Here is a 20266-nt window from a genome sequence, read left to right as displayed (position 1 = left end):
CTTATATAATCGACTCATTATGAGCCGCCTGCTGCTCATAATGAGTTGGTTTAAAGTCTTCCATTTTTAGGGTGTGTTCAACCCCTTTAATGGCATCTGCTGCATGATGGTTTACATAAATAACAGTACTCGTTTTTGCCGCACACACCTTTTCTATAAGCAGTAAAACGCGTTGACGATTTGCCTCGTCAAGCCCTAAACATGGCTCATCCAAAATAACTAATGCGGGGTGTTTAACCATTGCGCGTACAATCAGTAATAAGCGCTGATCGCCATACGATAGTTGAGTAAAAGTGCAATTTGCTTTATCGCTTAGGCCAATTAATGCCAGCCACTGTTTCGCTAACCGCATTTGTAACTCGCTGGCTTGTTGATATAAACCAATACTATCGAAAAACCCAGAGATAACAGTATTGAGCGCCGAAATACTCACTCTATACTGTAAATGCAAGGTATTAGAGATATAACCAATATGCTGTTTTATATCCCAAATACTCTCTCCTGTGCCACGCTTAAAACCAAACACCTCAATCTCATTGTTATAACACTGAGGGTTATCACCGGTGATTAAATTTAATAAACAGGTTTTTCCTGAGCCATTCTTGCCGGTAAGTTGCCAATGTTGGTGTTGCTTAATCGTCCAGTTTAAGTTTTCAAAAATAGTCTGTTCACCATAACGTACATGCGTATCAGTAAGCTTAACGAGTGGCGCGTTTACATTTGAAATAAAAGTAGGCTCGGGTGAATCTGGAATAGTTATAGATGTATGTTCTAAATGCAGTAACTTAAATAAATCGGCTCGTTTTGCTGCGCACGGTTTTGCTAAGCTATGTTGTAAAAGACCCTTGCTCACATAAGCAAAGTGATCAACAAACGCAGGAATTTCATCAACACGGTTTAGTACAAACACAAAGCAAGTGTGCGTACTCAGTTGCTTTAATAGGCGGTTTAACTGCCTAGCCGATTCAGTGTCTAAGCCATCAAATGGTTCATCAAGCACAACTAAATCACTATTAGCAGACAGTGCTTTAATCAATAATAATTTACGTGTTTCACCGGTCGATAAATCAGTAAAATTACGATTAAGTAAGGCATCAAAATTAAGAGCAGTAATTAGCTGTTGACATAAATCGCGATTAATTTCAGGCGCAGAAAAGAGTATGTCGGTTACTTTTTGTGGTTTATCACTTTTGCGATTAGCGCTTAATAACTGCTTTTGTAAATCACTTGAAACTAACTGTAGATTATTAAAAGTACTATGGCGTTGCCCACTTTGTTGCTTGGCTTCACCAATAAGCGTAGCCCCAAGCGCAGATTTACCGGCGCCATTGCCGCCAAGCAATACCCAGTGTTCCCCCTGTTTTACTTGCCAAGTTAAATCCTTAATATAATAGCGATTACTGCCACCGGTGGATAAATAACCATTAAATTGCTGAAGTAAAATTGAGCGCACACTAGATCCCAAAATAAGGCTTAAAAATTCAAATTAACGTACAAAATAACAATTAGGCAAGTGAGATTTAATCAACCTCTGTTAGAAGAGCATCGTTTAGTGCCGCTATTATACTTTGCTGATCTATAGGTTTATGAATATGACTTATTGCTCCACAAGCTTTAGCGCGAGCTATATCACTATCAGAAGTGTTTGCGGTAACCACAATAATGGGTCGTGTTTTGTCTTTTTCATGTAGCAGCTTTGTGGCTTCAAAGCCATCCAAAACCGGCATATTTAAATCCATAAATATAACATCATAGCTATTTTCAGCCGCCATTTCACAAGCGACTTTGCCATTTTCAGCCGATTCAACCTGTATATTCAAAGAACTTAATAACTTTGTTAGAACTAACATGTTGAGCGGGTTATCTTCAACCACTAAACACTTAAGATCATCAGGCAAGCGCGTTGGCTTAGTTTCGCTTGTGTCCATCTCTAATGGTAGGCTTAAAAATACAATGGCGCCTTGTGGATGATTATTCTCAAAACGAATGTCGCCATTAAGCGCATTAACAATATATTGCACGCGGGTAAGCCCTGTTCTAAGGCCTTGAAAATGGTTACTTTGTTGATTGTTGTTTAATTCGAGCTGATCAATTTGGTGGCTAAAGCCACAACCACTGTCTTTTATGCTTAACTCTAACTGATGGTTATTGAGCGTAGCAATGACGGTGACCTCTCCTTGCTCAGTAAACTTTAATGCGTTATTAAGTAGTTCAGAAACAATTTGTTGTAGCCGTGCGTGATCTACAATCACCGCGCAGTCTAAGTTCGGTGCTAACTCGGTAATTAACTTTAACCCTTTCTCAGTACAGCCATATTGATACACAGCCAGTATTTTGTTTAAAGTTGTTAGTAGGTTGTCTGAGGTCGGCTTTAATGACCAACGGTTTAAACTAAGCGCCTGTAAATCTTGAAGTTCATCTAACATCGCTAGCAGCCTAACAGAACAATACTGAGCTTGACGCTGAATTTGTTGTTGCGAGCTGGGAATGCTTAATTCATTTATAGAACTAATTAATCCCTGTAACGGAGTTCTAAACTCATGACTGGCGCGTGCAATAAAATGTTCTTTATTCTGACTGACTTGCTCGGCAAATTCTTTTTGTTGTTGATACTCAAGCAGGGTCTGCAAAACTTGCCTTTCCATTGGCATAAACACAAATCTTAACTCTAGAAGCAATAACGCTAGAGTCAAAAACCAACACAACAGCTCAATATTGGCTACCCAATTAACCTTTGTCACCGCTTGCTGCTCAAATAAGCTCACCGCGGTGTCTAATTTTTTTAATAATGCTTCAATCTCGCCCACAGAAAACATCACGGGATTCGCTTGTTCTTGTTGGGTCAGTAATTTTTTTGCTTGTTTTATAAAACTAGATACCTCGGCATCTAGGTTACCTGGGGCGGCATAATATAAATCAACTAAAGCAGCATTTAAATAAATCGCCTCACCTTGCTTATTTTTAGTGAGTAAAAAAGTATGTCCTTGCTCGAATAGCCCAAGTGAGTGGGCTAACGATTTCAGGTGTTGTTCTTTGTTAGCTGTTTGATTAATTAGCGCATTACTATGCCACGCTATTTTTTGTGACAGCATACGTTGCTTACCCGCTATATTGATAATTTTCGCATCGTATTTTTGCACAGAAAAGACGTATTGCATGAGTAGTGCGGATACGCTGATCAGCAAGGCAATAGCAATTAATGCCCACCGATAACGCTTGCGAATACTCTTTACAATATTAAACATAAACCAAGCTGCTTTTTATTTTCACTTTAATCTAACTGTAGCAAGTTAATCAGTTAATTCACTAATTATTAGATATAAAAAAGCCCAACTAAAAAGCTGGGCTACTTACAATATCATTAACGATTTTCTAAGCGGTTATAATCAAACATACCAAATTCAACCCCCCGATACTGGCGGGCAACGTGATGTAATATATCACTATATTGCCAAAACTGAGGGTGCGTTCGACGAATCGCAAACTTAGACTTTAAAGCCCGATAATCCGCCTCTACTTGCATAAGCGATAGCTGCTCTGCAAATGCAGCAACTTGTTGCGGGTTATTTAAATACCAAATTGCTGATGGGTAATCACCAATAAAACCAGGCACAATTGTCACGGTATCTTCTTCATAAGCACGCTGGCCGTCTTCGTTTAATAAGCTCGAAATATTATAATGCGCGTTATGATGAATAATCGTATAAGCCTTGTGCTCATCTTGCTCTTTTACTAACACATACGATAGCTGCGGGAGTAAGTTAATTGCTTTAGCGGGCATGGTGTTAATTGCACTTAATGGTGCGGGTACTTTTTTATAGTCATAACGAGGACTTAATACCGGCTCAAGCGTTTGTTTAATTAATCCATATAACTCTGATTGTGGCTTATCAGTTTGGTAACTAATACCGCTGGGCTGACTAAACTCACGGTTATTTTCGAAAAAGGTCGATAGACTTGGCGGTGATTTACGATACCAGCTTTGCTTAATAGCTTCGCGTTGTGACTCTGGTAATAACGCAAGAAAGTTTTGCTCACCTTCCAAGCGTAAAAAATCCATATATAAACGTGTTATCAATTGATGGCCAATATTGCCATACACATCAAAGCCTGCCACTAGTAAGTAGTGAATACGCTCAAACAATGCATAATCAAGTACCCACATCGTTTTAGGTTGCTGGCCAACAAGCCCTTTTACAACTGTTGCACTATCAAAATGGCGAAAAATTGTCAGCGCCGCATTTTGGTTATGCCCTTCCCCTTTCCACAGTAAATCAGTAGTTAAGTGCTCGCCATTTTTGAACATTTTATTAGCTAGCTCTACCTTGGCTTTTAAATAGCGTTTTTCGCGAACTGAGTATTTTACCCAGTTAGAAATAGGTAACGCATTACTCTCCTCGGCTGCTGGTAACTCTAATGCGTCTTCATGTTGCATTAGCATTTTACCAACCTCTGGAGTCGCCACTTTTTCAGGATCGGCAAATGCCACCCAAAAATGGTCATTAATCACGTTCAGTGCTATTTGACCACGGCAAACAGGTCCTTTAATGAAGCCCATAATAATTAACTCAGCTTCATCGAGCATAAATTGATACTTAGCATCAATAGGCAGTGCTTCAAAAGTTTTAAATGGGTTTGATGCAAGTGCTGGCTCATAGCTTGGTAAGCTAGATACAGTGTATTTTGGTGCGATGAACTGCTGATATAAGCGCGTTAACTTCTCATCCGTTAACTTAAGTGGCAAATGCGTTTTTGACAAAATAGTAGAACGGTCGTGAAGCAGTCGATAATAAACACGCTCAACATTTGGGTTATCATAAGGGCGACGAGCGCTAATTAACTTAATATCTTCCCCAGGAGGAGTGCTTGAACGCACCAACTTAAAAAAGTTTGGTGATTGCGCATCACTAAAATAGATATGCGCTAAAAACCAATGTTCATAAATATAACGCGCTGATAACTGATACTTCAAACTATCTTGATTTAAAAATGCTTCCCAGTTTTTTACCTTTGCAAGCTCAGCAGCTGATGGCGGCTTGATATGCGCCATTTTCCCGCCTTTTTTAATCCAATTTTGTAGGTGCTGAAATTCAGCAGCCGATACCCCTGGTAAGCCATAAGGCATACCCGCATGCGGTTGCTCATCCGCTAATTGGTCAAACTCACCCATGGTCGCACAACTTTGGTTGCGACTAAGCGAAAAATCAAAGCGTTCATCTAATACTTCATCTTCTGGCAAAGGTGAACTTTGCTTTAATACCAGCGTGTTAAATAACACACTACCGGCTAAATTGGCTTCTTCATTTTGTGCTCGCTCGTTTAATACCGGGCTAAACTCTTTTTCACGCCATTGCTCAGTGGTGGTTGCATCAAATAATAGTCGGCTCGGCGTTGAGGCTAACAACCGAGTACCGTCGTACACCAGCTCTTTACTTAGCCCTCTATCTATTCCCTCAGGAGACGACAACTTCAACTGGCAAGGCGCATCATAACAACCATGGCAAACCACGCAGCGAGTATCTATTACAGGCTTTACATGTTGAAGAAATTCGGCGCCATCACCACTATTAGCGTCAACAATACGCGCTTGTGTTTTTTCGGGACCAAACAGTTCGTTATAATGAGCATTTCCGAGGTAGGCACAGCCACTTAAAATAATCAGTACAAATGTACTTATAATGATCTTTTTCATTACTCTGCCTCATCGCCCAAATCGAACGTGGGCATCATATCAACTTGAGGTGATACGAATGTCAGCTCATCAACTGTAGTCACTACAGCGCTTAATAGAGGGCCTTGAGTGAGCGTTAGTTGAGCGTCATGTTCGCTTTGCACTACACTTGAAAAGCTTGAATTGATGACATTCAATTCATAGTCCGTAATGCTTATGCCAATACTACTGTCAGCACTGGGATTTTGGCATAGCTGAGTCAGTAGCTCATCACTTAAAATAACTGAAATTTCCACGTCAGGCTGCGCTAAGTCACGCGTACTTAGTGTCTCATCTAGAATAAATAAAGGGAGGGTTAAATTGCTATCTTGTTCAAGTTCCATTGGACTCTCTTGCTGACTGGCGGTGTAATTACCGCCATTATAGCAAAAAAGCACATAATTACTGCGACTAAATAACCATACTAAAGCCTAAAATTAATCCTAAGCATTGCTAATTACTAAGCTTTAATATCATCCATTGCCGATTCAATCATAGAAAAAACAGCCCCTTGAGGATCGCAAATAACACTAAAACGCCCTACATCAGGGATATCTGTAGCAGGTACGCACACTTGCCCTCCAAGGATCGCCGCTTTTTTTACATAGCTATCGCAGTTATCCACGGCAAAGTAAATCATCCAATGGGGAGGCACGTCTTCTGGCCACTCATTATTCATTTGTAGCATGCCCGCTACAGGCTTACCTGCAACTAAGAACAAGGTGTAATCCATACCTTCCATAGGCTTTATTTCACTTTGCCAACCTAGTAATTCGCAGTAAAAGTGACGGCTCGCTTCGCTATCACGCGTTGCCATTTCGTGCCAATAAGGCGTGCCGAGCTCACAAGGGCGCTGACATCCTATATGCTCTTTACCTTGCCATAACGCCACGGTGGCCCCGGTTGGGTCTTTAAGCATTAACATTCGCCCTGCATCCATAACATTGTGAGGGCCTGCTATAATTTGCGCGCCTAGCTTTTGCGCCTTAATTGCACATGTATCAACATCATCTACTGCAATATAGGTAAGCCAGTAGCTAGGTGTGGAATCGTCCACTTGCTCTTTAGGCATTTGGTACATGGCAGCAATATCGTCACCTTGCTTTTGAAGCATTGTGTAATATTCATCTTCGCCAATTGGCTGGTCGTCATTCCCCCATTCAAACAACGAGGTATAAAAAGCTTTTCCATCTTTCCAATTATGAGTACACAGTTCAGCCCAGCAAAATATACCTTGCGGATAATTATTTTTATTATTCATCGCCCATTTCCTGTTGTAAATTTAAGCTATTTTTAGCTTAGGCTAATAGTCTATAAGAGTCGATAGCTATTCAATGAATAGACATGTCTTTACTGAGTTTTAGCGTATAGTCATATTCCCTTCTATGAAAAAACAGCGCTCAAATATTAAACTATAGATATTCAGAGGTTCTTAAACCGCTGGCTTCTACTCGGGGTTGATACTAACTCAGGCTACTTAGCTTACATTAGTACCGAGCAGCTAAAAGCTGATAGCTAATCACTTTTCTTCAAGCATTAAAAAACCCGAGACTAAGCTCGGGTTTTTTTAATGCTTAATGCATTACAACAGTTGATTACTCAACGATAGTTGCAACAACACCAGCACCAACAGTACGGCCACCTTCACGGATAGCGAAACGAAGACCTTCGTCCATCGCGATTGGCGCGATTAGAGTTACTGTCATCTTAACGTTATCACCAGGCATTACCATTTCTACGCCTTCTGGTAACTGTACGTCACCTGTTACGTCAGTTGTACGGAAGTAGAACTGTGGACGGTAACCTTTGAAGAATGGAGTATGACGACCACCTTCATCTTTAGAAAGTACGTATACTTCTGAAGTGAATGTTGTGTGTGGGTTGATTGAACCAGGCTTAGCTAGTACTTGACCACGTTCAACGTCTTCACGCTTAGTACCACGTAGAAGTGCACCAATGTTCTCACCAGCACGACCTTCGTCAAGAAGCTTACGGAACATTTCAACACCAGTACAAGTAGACTTAGTAGTCTCTTTGATACCAACGATTTCAACTTCGTCATTCACGTTGATGATACCAGCTTCAACACGGCCAGTTACAACAGTACCACGACCTTGGATTGAGAAAACGTCTTCGATAGGCATGATGAATGGCTTATCGATGTCACGCTCTGGCTCTGGAATGTAAGAATCTAGTGCTTCTGCAAGCTCAACGATCTTGTCTTCCCACTGCTTTTCGCCTTCAAGTGCTTTAAGTGCAGAACCTTGAATTAGTGGTAAGTCATCACCTGGGAAGTCGTATTCAGAAAGAAGTTCACGAACTTCCATTTCTACTAGCTCAAGTAGCTCTTCATCATCAACCATGTCACATTTGTTCATGAACACAACGATGTAAGGAACGCCAACTTGGCGAGAAAGTAGGATGTGCTCACGAGTTTGTGGCATAGGGCCATCAGTCGCAGCAACTACTAAGATAGCGCCGTCCATTTGAGCAGCACCAGTGATCATGTTTTTAACATAATCGGCGTGACCAGGACAATCTACGTGTGCGTAGTGACGAGTAGGTGTATCGTACTCAACGTGTGAAGTTGAGATTGTGATACCACGCTCGCGCTCTTCTGGAGCGTTATCGATTGATGCGAAATCTTTAGCAACACCGCCGTATACTTTTGCAAGTACGTTAGTGATTGCTGCAGTTAGTGTAGTTTTACCGTGGTCAACGTGGCCGATTGTACCAACGTTTACGTGCGGTTTTACGCGTTCAAACTTTTCTTTTGCCATCTTAAAAAATTCCTAATAAAGAAATTAAAGCCTGACTCAGTATTGAGCCAGACAAGCTAAAATCATATAACAGCGCGAGCTGAAATTATTGTATCTGCAACCTGCTTAGAGGCTTCAGCGTACTTCAAAAACTCCATAGAGTATGAGGCACGGCCCTGTGTTGCAGATCGTAAAGCAGTCGCATAACCGAACATTTCAGATAGTGGTACCACAGCATTAATTTGCTTAAGGCCACCAAGTGCATCTTCCATGCCTTCGATCATGCCGCGACGACGGTTTAGGTCGCCAACTACATCACCCATGTTTGCTTCAGGAGTGAGTACTTCAACCTTCATTACTGGTTCTAAAAGTGCAGGGTTTGCATCTAGCGCACCTTGTCTCATAGCCAGTGAACCTGCTATTTTAAATGCCATTTCATTCGAATCTACATCATGGAATGAACCATCATATAAAGTCGCTTTAACACCAAGTAATGGGTAGCCTGCCAGTACACCTTGAGCCATTTGCTCTTGGATACCTTTGTCTACCGCAGGGATGTATTCTTTCGGCACTGAGCCACCTACGGTTTCGTTTACGAACTCGTAAATTGGGGCTTCATCATCCGAAATATCCATCGGTTCAAGTTTAAGCCAGACGTGACCATATTGACCACGACCACCTGATTGACGTACAAACTTTCCTTCAACTTCAACAGTTGAACGAATAGCTTCTCGGTATGCAACCTGCGGCTTACCAACGTTACATTCAACACTGAATTCACGTTTCATACGGTCGACAATGATATCAAGGTGAAGTTCACCCATGCCAGAGATAATAGTCTGGCCTGATTCTTCGTCAGTTTGTACGCGGAAAGATGGATCTTCTGCAGCTAGTTTTCCTAGCGCGATACCCATTTTATCCTGGTCAGCGATTGTGCGAGGCTCAACCGCAACAGAGATAACTGGTTCTGGGAACTCCATACGCTCAAGCGTAATAATAGAGTTCGGATCACACAGTGTTTCACCTGTTGTTACGTCTTTGAGACCAATAGCCGCCGCGATGTCGCCTGCGTGGACTTCTTTGATCTCTTCACGTGAGTTTGAATGCATCTGAACGATACGACCAAGACGCTCACGCTTACTTTTTACTGGGTTATATACCGCGTCACCCTGTTTAACAGTACCAGAGTAAACACGGAAAAAGGTTAAAGTGCCAACAAACGGGTCTGTTGCAATCTTGAATGCAAGAGCAGCAAACGGCGCTTTATCATCAGCAGGACGCTCTTCCTCAGTACCATTTTCTAAGATACCTTGGATTTGTTTCACTTGTGTTGGTGATGGCATATATTCAACAACGCAATCAAGCACAGCTTGAACACCTTTGTTTTTAAATGCACTACCACACGTCATGGGAACAATTTCGTTCGCTAATGTGCGTTGGCGCAAAGCATTTTTAATTTCTGCTTCGCTTAACTCTTCACCTTCTAAGTATTTATCCATTAGTTCTTCAGTAGCTTCAGCAGCGCTTTCAACTAAGTGAGAGCGCCATTCTTCGGCTAGTTCCTGAAGTTCTGCCGGTATTGCCTCATAAGAGAAAGTCATACCCTGGTCTTTATCATTCCAGTTAATGGCTTTCATTTTAATAAGGTCAATAACACCTTTAAAGTCGTCTTCAGCGCCAATAGGCAGCTGGACTGGAACAGGCGTTGCTCCAAGACGAGATTTCACCTGGCTTACAACCGTTAAGAAGTCAGCGCCCGTGCGATCCATTTTATTTACGAAGATCATTCTCGGAACTTCGTACTTGTTCGCTTGACGCCAAACTGTCTCAGTTTGCGGCTGTACACCCGATGAAGCACAAAGAACAACTACCGCACCATCTAGTACACGTAAAGAACGCTCTACTTCGATAGTGAAATCTACGTGCCCTGGGGTATCAATAATATTGATGCGATGGTCGTCAAATTGAGCGTCCATCCCTTTCCAGAAACACGTTGTTGCAGCAGAAGTGATTGTGATACCACGCTCTTGTTCCTGCTCCATCCAATCCATAGTTGCAGCGCCATCATGCACTTCACCGATCTTATGAGAAAGACCTGTGTAGAACAGAACACGTTCTGTTGTGGTGGTTTTGCCTGCATCTACGTGAGCACAAATACCGATATTGCGGTAACGCTCAAGTGGAGTTGTACGTGCCATAAAATCCTCTTAAAGGTTAAGGACAGATTACCAACGGTAATGAGCGAATGCTTTATTCGCTTCAGCCATACGGTGAACGTCTTCACGTTTCTTAACCGCAGTGCCTTTGTTATCAGCAGCGTCAACGATTTCTTGAGCTAAACGTAAGCCCATAGATTTTTCGCCACGCTTACGTGCAGCGTCTACTAACCAACGCATACCTAATGCGTTGCGACGTACTGGACGTACTTCAACTGGTACTTGATAAGTTGAACCACCAACACGGCGAGATTTAACCTCTACCTGTGGACGGATGTTATCAAGTGCAGTTTCAAAGATTTCTAGGTGCGACTTGCCTGATTTCTCAGCAGCCACGTCTAGCGCACCATAAACGATTTTTTCAGCAGTAGATTTCTTGCCGTCTAACATTACGATGTTAACGAATTTTGCAAGAAGTTCCGATCCGAACTTAGGATCTGGAAGAATTTTACGTTGACCTATTACGCGTCTTCTAGGCATTTTGTATCTCCGGTTTATTCAGGTTTGTCCTTTTGGAACAATAACCCAAAACAATAATTAATAATATTTAGTGCTTGGCCTTACTAACGGAATACAATTAGCCTTTAGGGCGTTTTGCACCGTATTTAGAACGAGCTTGACGACGGTCGCTTACGCCTGCACAGTCAAGTGCACCACGTACAGTGTGGAAACGCACACCTGGTAAATCTTTAACACGACCACCACGGATTAGGATTACACTGTGCTCTTGAAGGTTATGACCTTCACCACCGATGTATGAAGTTACTTCGAAACCGTTAGTTAAACGTACACGAGCTACTTTACGTAACGCCGAGTTTGGTTTCTTAGGTGTAGTTGTATATACGCGAGTACATACACCACGCTTTTGCGGACACGCTTTAAGCGCAGCTGAGTTACTTTTAGTAACCTTGCTACGACGTGGCTTACGCACTAGCTGGTTAATAGTTGCCATTTAAATAGCTCCTGAAATTAAAATTACTACTGAAAAAAATAAAAAATCCGCCCTTGTTTTACGAGCATGTATTAAACGTGCAAGTAAATGGGTGGCGGAATTTTAATGAGCAAAGATTGACCTGTCAACCTAAACCGCTCGCAAGGCAGTAGATAACTACCTTGCTAAACTCTAATCTATTGATTAGATTCGGTTTATTGATTTCCAGATAAATCCGCGTTTAAGGCATCAGTCAGTGCTTGAGTCGCCTCTTCTGCACTTACCGTTTGCTCTTCAACAACGTCTTTTTGCTTACGACGAGCCATACGATCTTGATGATACGCAAAACCGGTACCGGCTGGGATCAATCGACCCACAATTACGTTTTCTTTCAGACCGCGTAACTCATCGCTCTTACCATTTACAGCGGCTTCTGTTAGGACACGAGTTGTCTCCTGGAACGAGGCTGCTGAGATGAAAGATTCTGTCGCTAGTGATGCTTTAGTGATACCCATTAACTGGATTTCAAACTTCGCTGGGATCTTACCTTGAGCTTCAAGGTCGCGGTTTGCGATATTAACGCGTGCCACTTCAATTTGCTCACCGGCTAAGAACTCAGTATCACCACCGTCTAGAATGATACATTTACGTAGCATTTGACGAATAATAGTTTCAATGTGCTTATCATTGATCTTAACGCCCTGCAAACGGTAAACCTCTTGCACTTCGTTAACAATGTAGTTAGCAACATGAGTCACACCACGTAGGCGTAAGATGTCATGCGGTGATTCTGGACCATCGGCGATAACTTCACCTTTAGACACTTGCTCACCTTCAAACACGTTAAGTTGACGCCACTTAGGGATCATTTCTTCGTAATGATCGCCTTCAGCTGGAGTAATAACTAAACGTTTCTTACCTTTAGTCTCTTTACCGAAGCTAATCGTACCGGTGATTTCAGCTAAGATAGCTGGATCTTTCGGCTTACGCGCTTCAAATAAGTCGGCTACGCGTGGTAGACCACCCGTGATATCACGAGTTTTCGAACCTTCTTGCGGAATACGTGCTAGTACGTCACCTGGGTTTGCAGTCGCGCCGTCTGTTACTTCAATCGTAGTGAATGAAGGAAGACGTGTTTCTTGCAAGCCACGCTCATCACTTTCAATGATAAGTTTCGGCTCTTTCGCATTCGCTTTAGCAAGATCTTTAACAACTACACGAGTTAAACCCGTTAGTTCGTCAGTCTGTGCTTCAGTATTTGAATCATCGATATCGCTGAACGATACTTTTGATTTATGCTCAAGAACGATTGGGTGACTATGCGGGTCCCAAGTAGCAACAATGTCGTTACCTTGAACTTCTGCATTGTCTTGCACTGTTAATACCGCACCGTAAGGTACTTTATAACGCTCTTTCTCACGACCATAGCTATCAATGATAGTGATTTCTGTAGAACGTGAGGTAATAACAATCTTACCGTCTGTATTTAATACATACTTAGCGTTGTGAAGTTTTAATGTACCGTTAGTTTTAACTTGTACATTATTTTCAGCAGACGCTCTTGATGCCGCACCACCGATGTGGAATGTACGCATCGTAAGCTGTGTACCCGGCTCACCGATTGATTGTGCCGCGATAACACCAACTGATTCACCCGCGTTGATGATATGACCACGTGCTAGGTCACGACCATAACACTTAGCACAAACACCAAAGTCGTTATCACAGGTGATTACTGAACGTACACGAACTTCATCAACTGAGTGCTCTTCTAAAAGGTCACACAGTTTTTCGTCAAGCATGATGTTACGTTCTACAAGTACTGTATTAGTACCAGGGATAACAACAGGCTCAGCAACAACACGACCTAGTACACGTTCGCGAAGTGCTTCTACAACGTCACCACCTTCAATAAGCGGTTTCATTGTTAAGCCATCTTCTGTGCCACAATCGTCTTCATTGATTACCAAATCTTGTGCAACGTCTACTAGACGACGCGTTAGGTAACCCGAGTTCGCTGTTTTCAGTGCTGTATCGGCAAGACCTTTACGCGCACCGTGCGTTGAGATGAAGTACTGAAGTACGTTTAGACCTTCACGGAAGTTAGCCGTGATTGGCGTCTCGATGATTGAACCATCTGGACGTGCCATTAGACCACGCATACCTGCTAGCTGACGGATCTGAGCGGCACTACCACGAGCACCTGAGTCGGCCATCATAAACACTGAGTTAAATGACGGTTGCTCTTCTTCTTCACCTTGCGCATTCACTACGGTGTCTTTTGACAAGTTCGCCATCATTTCACGTGATAAGTTTTCATTTACACGTGACCAGATATCGATAACTTTGTTGTACTTTTCACCAGCCGTAACAAGACCCGATTGGAACTGTTGGTTGATTTCAGTTACTTCAGCTTCTGCTGCTTCAATGATTGATGCTTTCACTGGTGGGATAACTAAGTCATCGATACCAATTGAAACACCTGACTTCATTGCGTAGTGGAAACCGGTGTACATAACTTGGTCAGCAAACACAACTGTGTCTTTTAAACCAAGACGACGGTAACACTCATTTAATAAGCTAGAAATTTGCTTTTTACCTAGGGCTTGGTTGATTGACTCAAACGGCATACCTTTAGGTAAAATAAGAGACAGAATTGCACGACCCACTGTAGTATCAATGATTGTAATTGTATCTTCTACAACACCATCTTCATTAGCTACTGATTGGCTAATACGTACTTTCACTTTTGCGTGAAGGTCGGCATTACCACTACGGTATGCTTTTTCTGCTTCTTTAGGATCTTTAAATACGGTGCCTTCGCCTTTGGCGTTAATGCGGTCACGCGTCATGTAATAAAGACCTAATACAACGTCCTGTGAAGGAACGATGATTGGCTCACCATTAGCAGGCGATAAGATGTTGTTTGTAGACATCATTAACGCACGAGCTTCTAGCTGCGCTTCAATTGTTAGCGGTACGTGTACCGCCATTTGGTCACCATCGAAGTCGGCGTTGTAAGCCGCACATACTAATGGATGCAAATGAATCGCTTTACCTTCGATAAGCACAGGTTCAAACGCTTGGATACCCAAACGGTGAAGTGTTGGTGCACGGTTAAGTAATACTGGATGTTCACGAATTACTTCATCTAGTACATCCCATACTTCCGCTACTTCACGCTCAACCATCTTTTTAGCTGCTTTGATTGTCGTAGCCATGCCGCGACGTTCTAATTTGCCATAGATGAATGGTTTGAAAAGCTCTAATGCCATCTTCTTAGGAAGACCACACTGATGAAGCTTAAGTGTAGGACCAACCGTGATTACAGAACGGCCAGAGTAATCTACACGCTTACCAAGTAAGTTCTGACGGAAACGACCTTGCTTACCTTTGATCATATCAGCAAGCGATTTAAGTGGACGTTTGTTAGAACCTGTAATTGCACGACCACGACGACCATTATCAAGTAGCGCATCAACCGCTTCTTGTAACATACGTTTTTCGTTGCGTACGATAATATCTGGTGCAGCTAGATCTAGTAGACGCTTAAGACGGTTATTACGGTTAATAACACGACGGTAAAGGTCATTTAGATCAGATGTCGCAAAGCGGCCACCGTCTAGTGGTACTAATGGACGTAAGTCAGGTGGCAATACTGGAAGTACTGTCATGATCATCCACTCAGGGTTATTACCTGATTGGTGGAACGATTCCATTAACTTAAGACGTTTAGTGATCTTTTTACGCTTAGTTTCAGAGTTAATTGTTGGTAACTCTTCACGCATCTCTGCAATTAATTGAGCAAGATCGAGTTCACGAAGCAAGTCTAATACTGCTTCAGCACCCATCTTCGCTTCAAACTCATCACCATGCTCTTCAAGTGCATCTAGGTATTCTTCTTCACCTAATAGCTGACCACGCTCAAGCGTTGTCATACCAGGCTCAGTTACTACGAATGATTCGAAGTAAAGAACACGTTCAATATCACGAAGCGTCATATCAAGCATTAAGCCGATACGTGACGGTAATGATTTTAAAAACCATATATGCGCAACTGGACTTGCCAGTTCTATATGACCCATACGGTCACGACGCACTTTAGTGAGTGTTACTTCAACGCCACACTTTTCACAGATCACACCACGGTGTTTAAGGCGTTTATATTTACCACATAAACACTCATAATCTTTCACTGGGCCGAAAATACGGGCACAGAATAAGCCATCGCGCTCAGGCTTGAAAGTACGGTAGTTAATAGTCTCAGGTTTCTTTACTTCACCGTATGACCATGAACGAACCATGTCTGGTGAAGCAAGACCAATGCGAATTGCATCGAATTCTTCGGTCTTATTTTGTTGCTTCAGAAACTTAAGTAAGTCTTTCACCTTAGCTCTCCTGTCGGAGTTAATCTTGAGGACGGATGTTCTCGTCCCTACATTCTATTCAGCCATAACAGATGCTGCAGCGTTCACTGCAGCATCTAATTGGCTTAATTTTCTTCCAACTCGATGTTGATACCCAGTGAGCGGATTTCTTTCAACAATACGTTGAACGATTCTGGCATACCTGGTTCCATTTTATGGTTACCATCAACGATGTTTTTATACATCTTAGTACGACCGTTCACGTCATCCGATTTCACTGTTAGCATTTCTTGTAGAGTGTAAGCAGCACCGTAAGCTTCAAGTGCCCATACTTCCATCTCACCAAAACGCTGGCCACCGAACTGTGCTTTACCACCCAGCGGCTGCTGAGTAACAAGGCTGTAAGAACCAGTAGAACGCGCGTGCATCTTATCATCAACCAAGTGGTTAAGTTTAAGCATGTACATGTAACCTACAGTTACTTGACGTTCAAACTGATCGCCAGTACGGCCATCATAAAGTGTAACCTGACCACTTCTAGGGTAGCCGCCTAGCTCTAGCATGTCTTTGATTTCGTCTTCTTTCGCGCCATCAAATGCAGGAGTAGCAATCGGTAAACCACCTTTCAAGTTTTCAGCTAAACGACGAATTTCGTCATCAGAGAAACTAGCGATATCCACAACCTGACGAGATTCACCGATCTCATAAGCTTGTTTGATGAATTCACGTAGCTCATGAAGCTCGCGTTGCTCTTTCATCATTTCTTCTAAGCGCTCACCAATACCGCGTGCAGCTAGACCCATATGCGTTTCAAGGATCTGACCGATGTTCATTCGCGATGGTACACCTAGTGGATTTAGTACGATATCTACCGTACGACCTTTGTCATCGTATGGCATATCTTCTACTGGTACGATAGTCGAGATAACACCTTTGTTACCGTGACGACCCGCCATTTTATCACCCGGTTGGATACGACGTTTAACAGCTAAGTATACTTTAACAATTTTAAGTACACCTGGTGCTAAGTCATCACCTTGAGTAATTTTACGACGTTTGTTTTCAAACTTCTTATCGTATTCAGCTTTAAGCTCATCGTACTGTGCAGCTAGTTGCTCAAGTTCAGCTTGCTTGTCTTCTTCAGCAAGGCTTTGAGTTAGTAACTTTTCAGCATTCAGTGACGCTAAGTTGTCTTCATCGAAGCCAGCTGCCACAAGTAACTTGCGAGCACGCTCTAAAACACCAGCTTCTAGAATACGGAACTCTTCGTTGAAGTCTTTCTTCGCTTCGCGAAGCTGCATGTCTTCAACTTCTAACGCACGCTTATCTTTTTCAACACCATCACGGGTGAAAACTTGTACGTCGATTACAGTACCAGTTACAGAGTTAGGTACACGTAAAGAGCTGTCTTTAACGTCAGACGCTTTTTCACCGAAGATAGCACGTAGTAGCTTCTCTTCTGGTGTTAATTGCGTTTCGCCTTTCGGAGTCACTTTACCTACTAGGATATCGCCGCCTTTAACTTCAGCACCAATATATACAACGCCTGATTCATCAAGCTTGCCTAGTGCAGATTCACCCACGTTCGGGATATCTGCTGTGATCTCTTCTGAGCCTAATTTAGTATCACGGGCGATACACTGTAGTTCTTGAATGTGGATAGTCGTTAGACGATCTTCTTCAACTACGCGCTCTGATAGTAAGATTGAATCCTCGAAGTTGTAACCGTTCCATGGCATGAATGCCACGCGAAGGTTTTGACCAAGGGCTAAGTCACCTAAGTCAGTCGAAGGACCATCTGCTAACACATCGCCACGAGTAACCGGTTCACCAACCATACAAGTCGGCTTTTGGTTAATACATGTATTTTGGTTAGAACGTGTGTACTTGGTTAAGTTGTAGATGTCGATGCCCGCTTCACCAGGGATGCGCTCTTCTTCATGTACATTAACAACGATGCGACTTGCGTCGGCATACATTACTTCACCACCACGTTTAGCAACAATCGTTACACCAGAATCTTTTGCTAGTGTTAACTCAATACCTGTACCTACTAACGGTTTGTCCGCTTTCAATGTTGGTACTGCTTGACGTTGCATGTTTGAACCCATCAATGCACGGTTAGCATCATCGTGTTCTAGGAACGGGATAAGTGCTGCTGCTACAGAGATCACCTGTTGTGGTGATACATCCATATATTGCTGGTCCATGCGACCCATAAAGGTTGATTCACCTTTGTGACGACATGGAATAAGTTCATCTACAAACTCATTGGTTTCAGTTAAGTTTGAGTTCGCCTGTGCGATAACAAACTGACCTTCCTCAATGGCTGATAGGTAATCAACTTCATCAGTTACTACACCGTCTACCACTTTGCGGTAAGGTGTTTCTAAGAAACCGTAGTCATTGGTACGTGCATACGTAGACAATGAGTTAATTAGACCGATGTTTGGACCCTCAGGAGTCTCGATTGGACATACGCGACCGTAGTGAGTTACGTGAACGTCACGTACTTCAAAACCAGCGCGCTCACGAGTTAGACCGCCCGGACCTAATGCAGAAATACGACGCTTATGCGTTACTTCTGATAGCGGGTTATTTTGGTCCATAAACTGTGATAACTGAGACGAGCCGAAGAACTCTTTAACCGCTGCCGAAATAGGCTTAGCGTTAATAAGATCTTGTGGCATTACCGCATCAAGGTCACCTAAGCTTAAACGCTCACGTACAGCACGTTCTACACGTACTAAACCTACACGGAATTGATTCTCAGCCATTTCGCCAACACTACGTATACGACGGTTGCCTAAGTGGTCTATATCATCAACATCGCCAACACCGTTACGAATAGCAATCAATACCTTCATAACCGCTACGATGTCTTCTTTGCTTAATGTGCCAGGGCCTGTGTCTGAATCGTAACCTACACGGCTATTGAACTTCATACGACCTACTGTTGATAAGTCATAGCGTTCTTCTGAGAAGAATAAGTTCTCAAATAAGGCTTCAGCCGCGTCTTTCGTCGGTGGCTCGCCTGGGCGCATCATGCGATAAATTTCTACTAGTGCTTCTAAACGGTTGCTTGACGAGTCAATATTCAACGTATTTGACATGTAAGCGCCGCTGTCCACTTCATTGATGTATAGTGTATCAATGGTCGTGTGACCGGCTTTAACCAATTCAGCCATCATTTCAAGCGTTAGCTCGTCATTTGCAGTAGCAATGATTTCACCTGTTGACTCATCAACATAGTTCTTCGCTAATACACGGCCAATGATGTACTCATGTGGTACTTCTAATTGCTTAATGCCTTTTTTCTCGATGCTCTTGATGTGGCGAGCCGTAACACGACGACCGCTTTCAACAAGGACTTCACCGTCTTCGCTCTTGATATCAAAAGCGGCAGTTTCACCACGTAAACGTGAAGGTACAAGTTCCATAAGAACTTTACCGTCAGCGATTTCAAACGCAGTAGTATCGAAGAAGATATCTAGGATTTCTTCACTCGTGTACTCAAGTGCACGTAGGATGATAGACGCCGGTAATTTACGACGACGGTCAATACGTACATATAAGTTATCTTTTGCATCAAATTCGAAGTCTAACCATGAACCACGGTAAGGAATTACACGTGCGTTATAAAGCACTTTACCTGACGAGTGAGTTTTACCGCGGTCGTTATCAAAGAATACACCAGGGCTACGGTGTAGCTGAGAAACGATAACACGCTCTGTACCATTGATTACAAAAGTACCGGTATCGGTCATGAGCGGAATTTCGCCCATGTAAACTTCTTGCTCTTTAATGTCTTTAACTGTGCCTGGAGCTTCTTTGTCCATTACTACAAGACGCAGTTTCACGCGAAGTGGAGCAGAATAAGTCACACCGCGAATTTGACATTCTTTTACATCGAATACTGGCTCACCAATACGATAACTTACGTATTGAAGCTCAGAATTTCCCGAGTAGCTTTTAATTGGGAACACAGAACGGAAGGCAGCTTCCAAACCATGATCGCCATCAGCGTCCGGGACTAAGAATTTTTTAAACGATTCTAACTGCGTCGACAGTAAGAAAGGTATATCCAAAACTTGTGGACGTTTACCAAAATCCTTACGGATACGTTTCTTTTCAGAATAAGAGTAAGCCATGGGGTTCCTCAGCTTGCTGATCTTTGACCCGACCTGTTCTTGTAAGAACAGACTTAACTGGCATCTATGCCAAGATGTACAACATTAACTGTTGTTCCAACTTAATCCCACTTCAACACTAGCAAACTATAA

11 protein-coding genes are annotated in these 20266 nt (G+C 42.6%); all 11 read right to left on the bottom strand.

Annotated features, from left to right (window positions below; genetic code table 11):
* Position 1: 1 nt before the first annotated feature.
* The 11 genes from P3J6_RS05570 to rpoB all read right to left on the bottom strand — a co-directional run bounded on the left by P3J6_RS05570 (position 2) and on the right by rpoB (position 20134).
* Positions 2-1453, bottom strand: coding sequence for an ATP-binding cassette domain-containing protein (locus P3J6_RS05570; protein ID WP_198522424.1), 1452 nt, complete (start codon positions 1451-1453; stop codon positions 2-4).
* 67 nt (positions 1454-1520) lie between these two features.
* Complete coding sequence (locus P3J6_RS05565) at positions 1521-3245, bottom strand: response regulator (RefSeq protein ID WP_198522423.1); 1725 nt, start codon at positions 3243-3245, stop codon at positions 1521-1523.
* Positions 3246-3361: 116 nt separating this feature from the next.
* Positions 3362-5692 (bottom strand): fatty acid cis/trans isomerase, encoded by a 2331-nt coding sequence (locus P3J6_RS05560; protein ID WP_198522422.1) that lies wholly within the window; start codon positions 5690-5692, stop codon positions 3362-3364.
* On the bottom strand, positions 5692-6054 hold the full coding sequence (locus P3J6_RS05555; RefSeq protein WP_054202577.1) for a hypothetical protein: 363 nt from the start codon (positions 6052-6054) through the stop codon (positions 5692-5694). The genes P3J6_RS05560 and P3J6_RS05555 overlap by 1 nt, the downstream gene beginning before the upstream one ends.
* Before the next feature lie 116 nt (positions 6055-6170).
* Positions 6171-6971, bottom strand: coding sequence for a VOC family protein (locus P3J6_RS05550; RefSeq protein WP_198522421.1), 801 nt, complete (start codon positions 6969-6971; stop codon positions 6171-6173).
* 334 nt (positions 6972-7305) lie between these two features.
* Entirely contained in the window at positions 7306-8490 is a 1185-nt protein-coding gene (tuf, locus tag P3J6_RS05545; protein WP_004589660.1) for an elongation factor Tu, read from the bottom strand.
* A 62-nt stretch (positions 8491-8552) separates the two neighbouring features.
* Positions 8553-10667 (bottom strand): elongation factor G, encoded by a 2115-nt coding sequence (gene fusA / locus P3J6_RS05540; RefSeq protein WP_010392137.1) that lies wholly within the window; start codon positions 10665-10667, stop codon positions 8553-8555.
* Between the two features lie 27 nt (positions 10668-10694).
* Positions 10695-11165 carry a 30S ribosomal protein S7 gene (gene rpsG, locus P3J6_RS05535; RefSeq protein ID WP_010392135.1) on the bottom strand — a complete coding sequence of 157 codons (471 nt, stop codon included), beginning with the start codon at positions 11163-11165 and terminating at the stop codon, positions 10695-10697.
* A 97-nt stretch (positions 11166-11262) separates the two neighbouring features.
* Positions 11263-11637 carry a 30S ribosomal protein S12 gene (gene rpsL / locus P3J6_RS05530; protein WP_002958885.1) on the bottom strand — a complete coding sequence of 125 codons (375 nt, stop codon included), beginning with the start codon at positions 11635-11637 and terminating at the stop codon, positions 11263-11265.
* 194 nt (positions 11638-11831) lie between these two features.
* A complete protein-coding gene (gene rpoC / locus P3J6_RS05525; protein WP_054202751.1) occupies positions 11832-16004 on the bottom strand; it encodes a DNA-directed RNA polymerase subunit beta' in 4173 nt (1390 codons plus the stop codon).
* 104 nt (positions 16005-16108) lie between these two features.
* Complete coding sequence (rpoB, locus tag P3J6_RS05520; RefSeq protein WP_010392125.1) at positions 16109-20134, bottom strand: DNA-directed RNA polymerase subunit beta; 4026 nt, start codon at positions 20132-20134, stop codon at positions 16109-16111.
* Positions 20135-20266: the final 132 nt, after the last annotated feature.

Source organism: Pseudoalteromonas sp. 3J6, assembly GCF_903995135.1.
In the GTDB taxonomy this organism is placed as follows: domain Bacteria; phylum Pseudomonadota; class Gammaproteobacteria; order Enterobacterales; family Alteromonadaceae; genus Pseudoalteromonas.
Note: the sequence above shows the minus strand (reverse complement) of the source record. Positions and strands in the feature narration are given on the sequence as shown.

Excerpts from the sequence above, each read along its gene's own strand:
- P3J6_RS05565 (WP_198522423.1), bottom strand. The coding sequence starts at position 3,245 with ATGTTTAATATTGTAAAGAGTATTCGCAAGCGTTATCGGTGGGCATTA.
- P3J6_RS05560 (WP_198522422.1), bottom strand. The coding sequence starts at position 5,692 with ATGAAAAAGATCATTATAAGTACATTTGTACTGATTATTTTAAGTGGC.
- P3J6_RS05555 (WP_054202577.1), bottom strand. The coding sequence starts at position 6,054 with ATGGAACTTGAACAAGATAGCAATTTAACCCTCCCTTTATTTATTCTA.
- P3J6_RS05550 (WP_198522421.1), bottom strand. The coding sequence starts at position 6,971 with ATGAATAATAAAAATAATTATCCGCAAGGTATATTTTGCTGGGCTGAA.
- tuf (WP_004589660.1), bottom strand. The coding sequence starts at position 8,490 with ATGGCAAAAGAAAAGTTTGAACGCGTAAAACCGCACGTAAACGTTGGT.
- fusA (WP_010392137.1), bottom strand. The coding sequence starts at position 10,667 with ATGGCACGTACAACTCCACTTGAGCGTTACCGCAATATCGGTATTTGT.
- rpsG (WP_010392135.1), bottom strand. The coding sequence starts at position 11,165 with ATGCCTAGAAGACGCGTAATAGGTCAACGTAAAATTCTTCCAGATCCT.
- rpsL (WP_002958885.1), bottom strand. The coding sequence starts at position 11,637 with ATGGCAACTATTAACCAGCTAGTGCGTAAGCCACGTCGTAGCAAGGTT.
- rpoB (WP_010392125.1), bottom strand. The coding sequence starts at position 20,134 with ATGGCTTACTCTTATTCTGAAAAGAAACGTATCCGTAAGGATTTTGGT.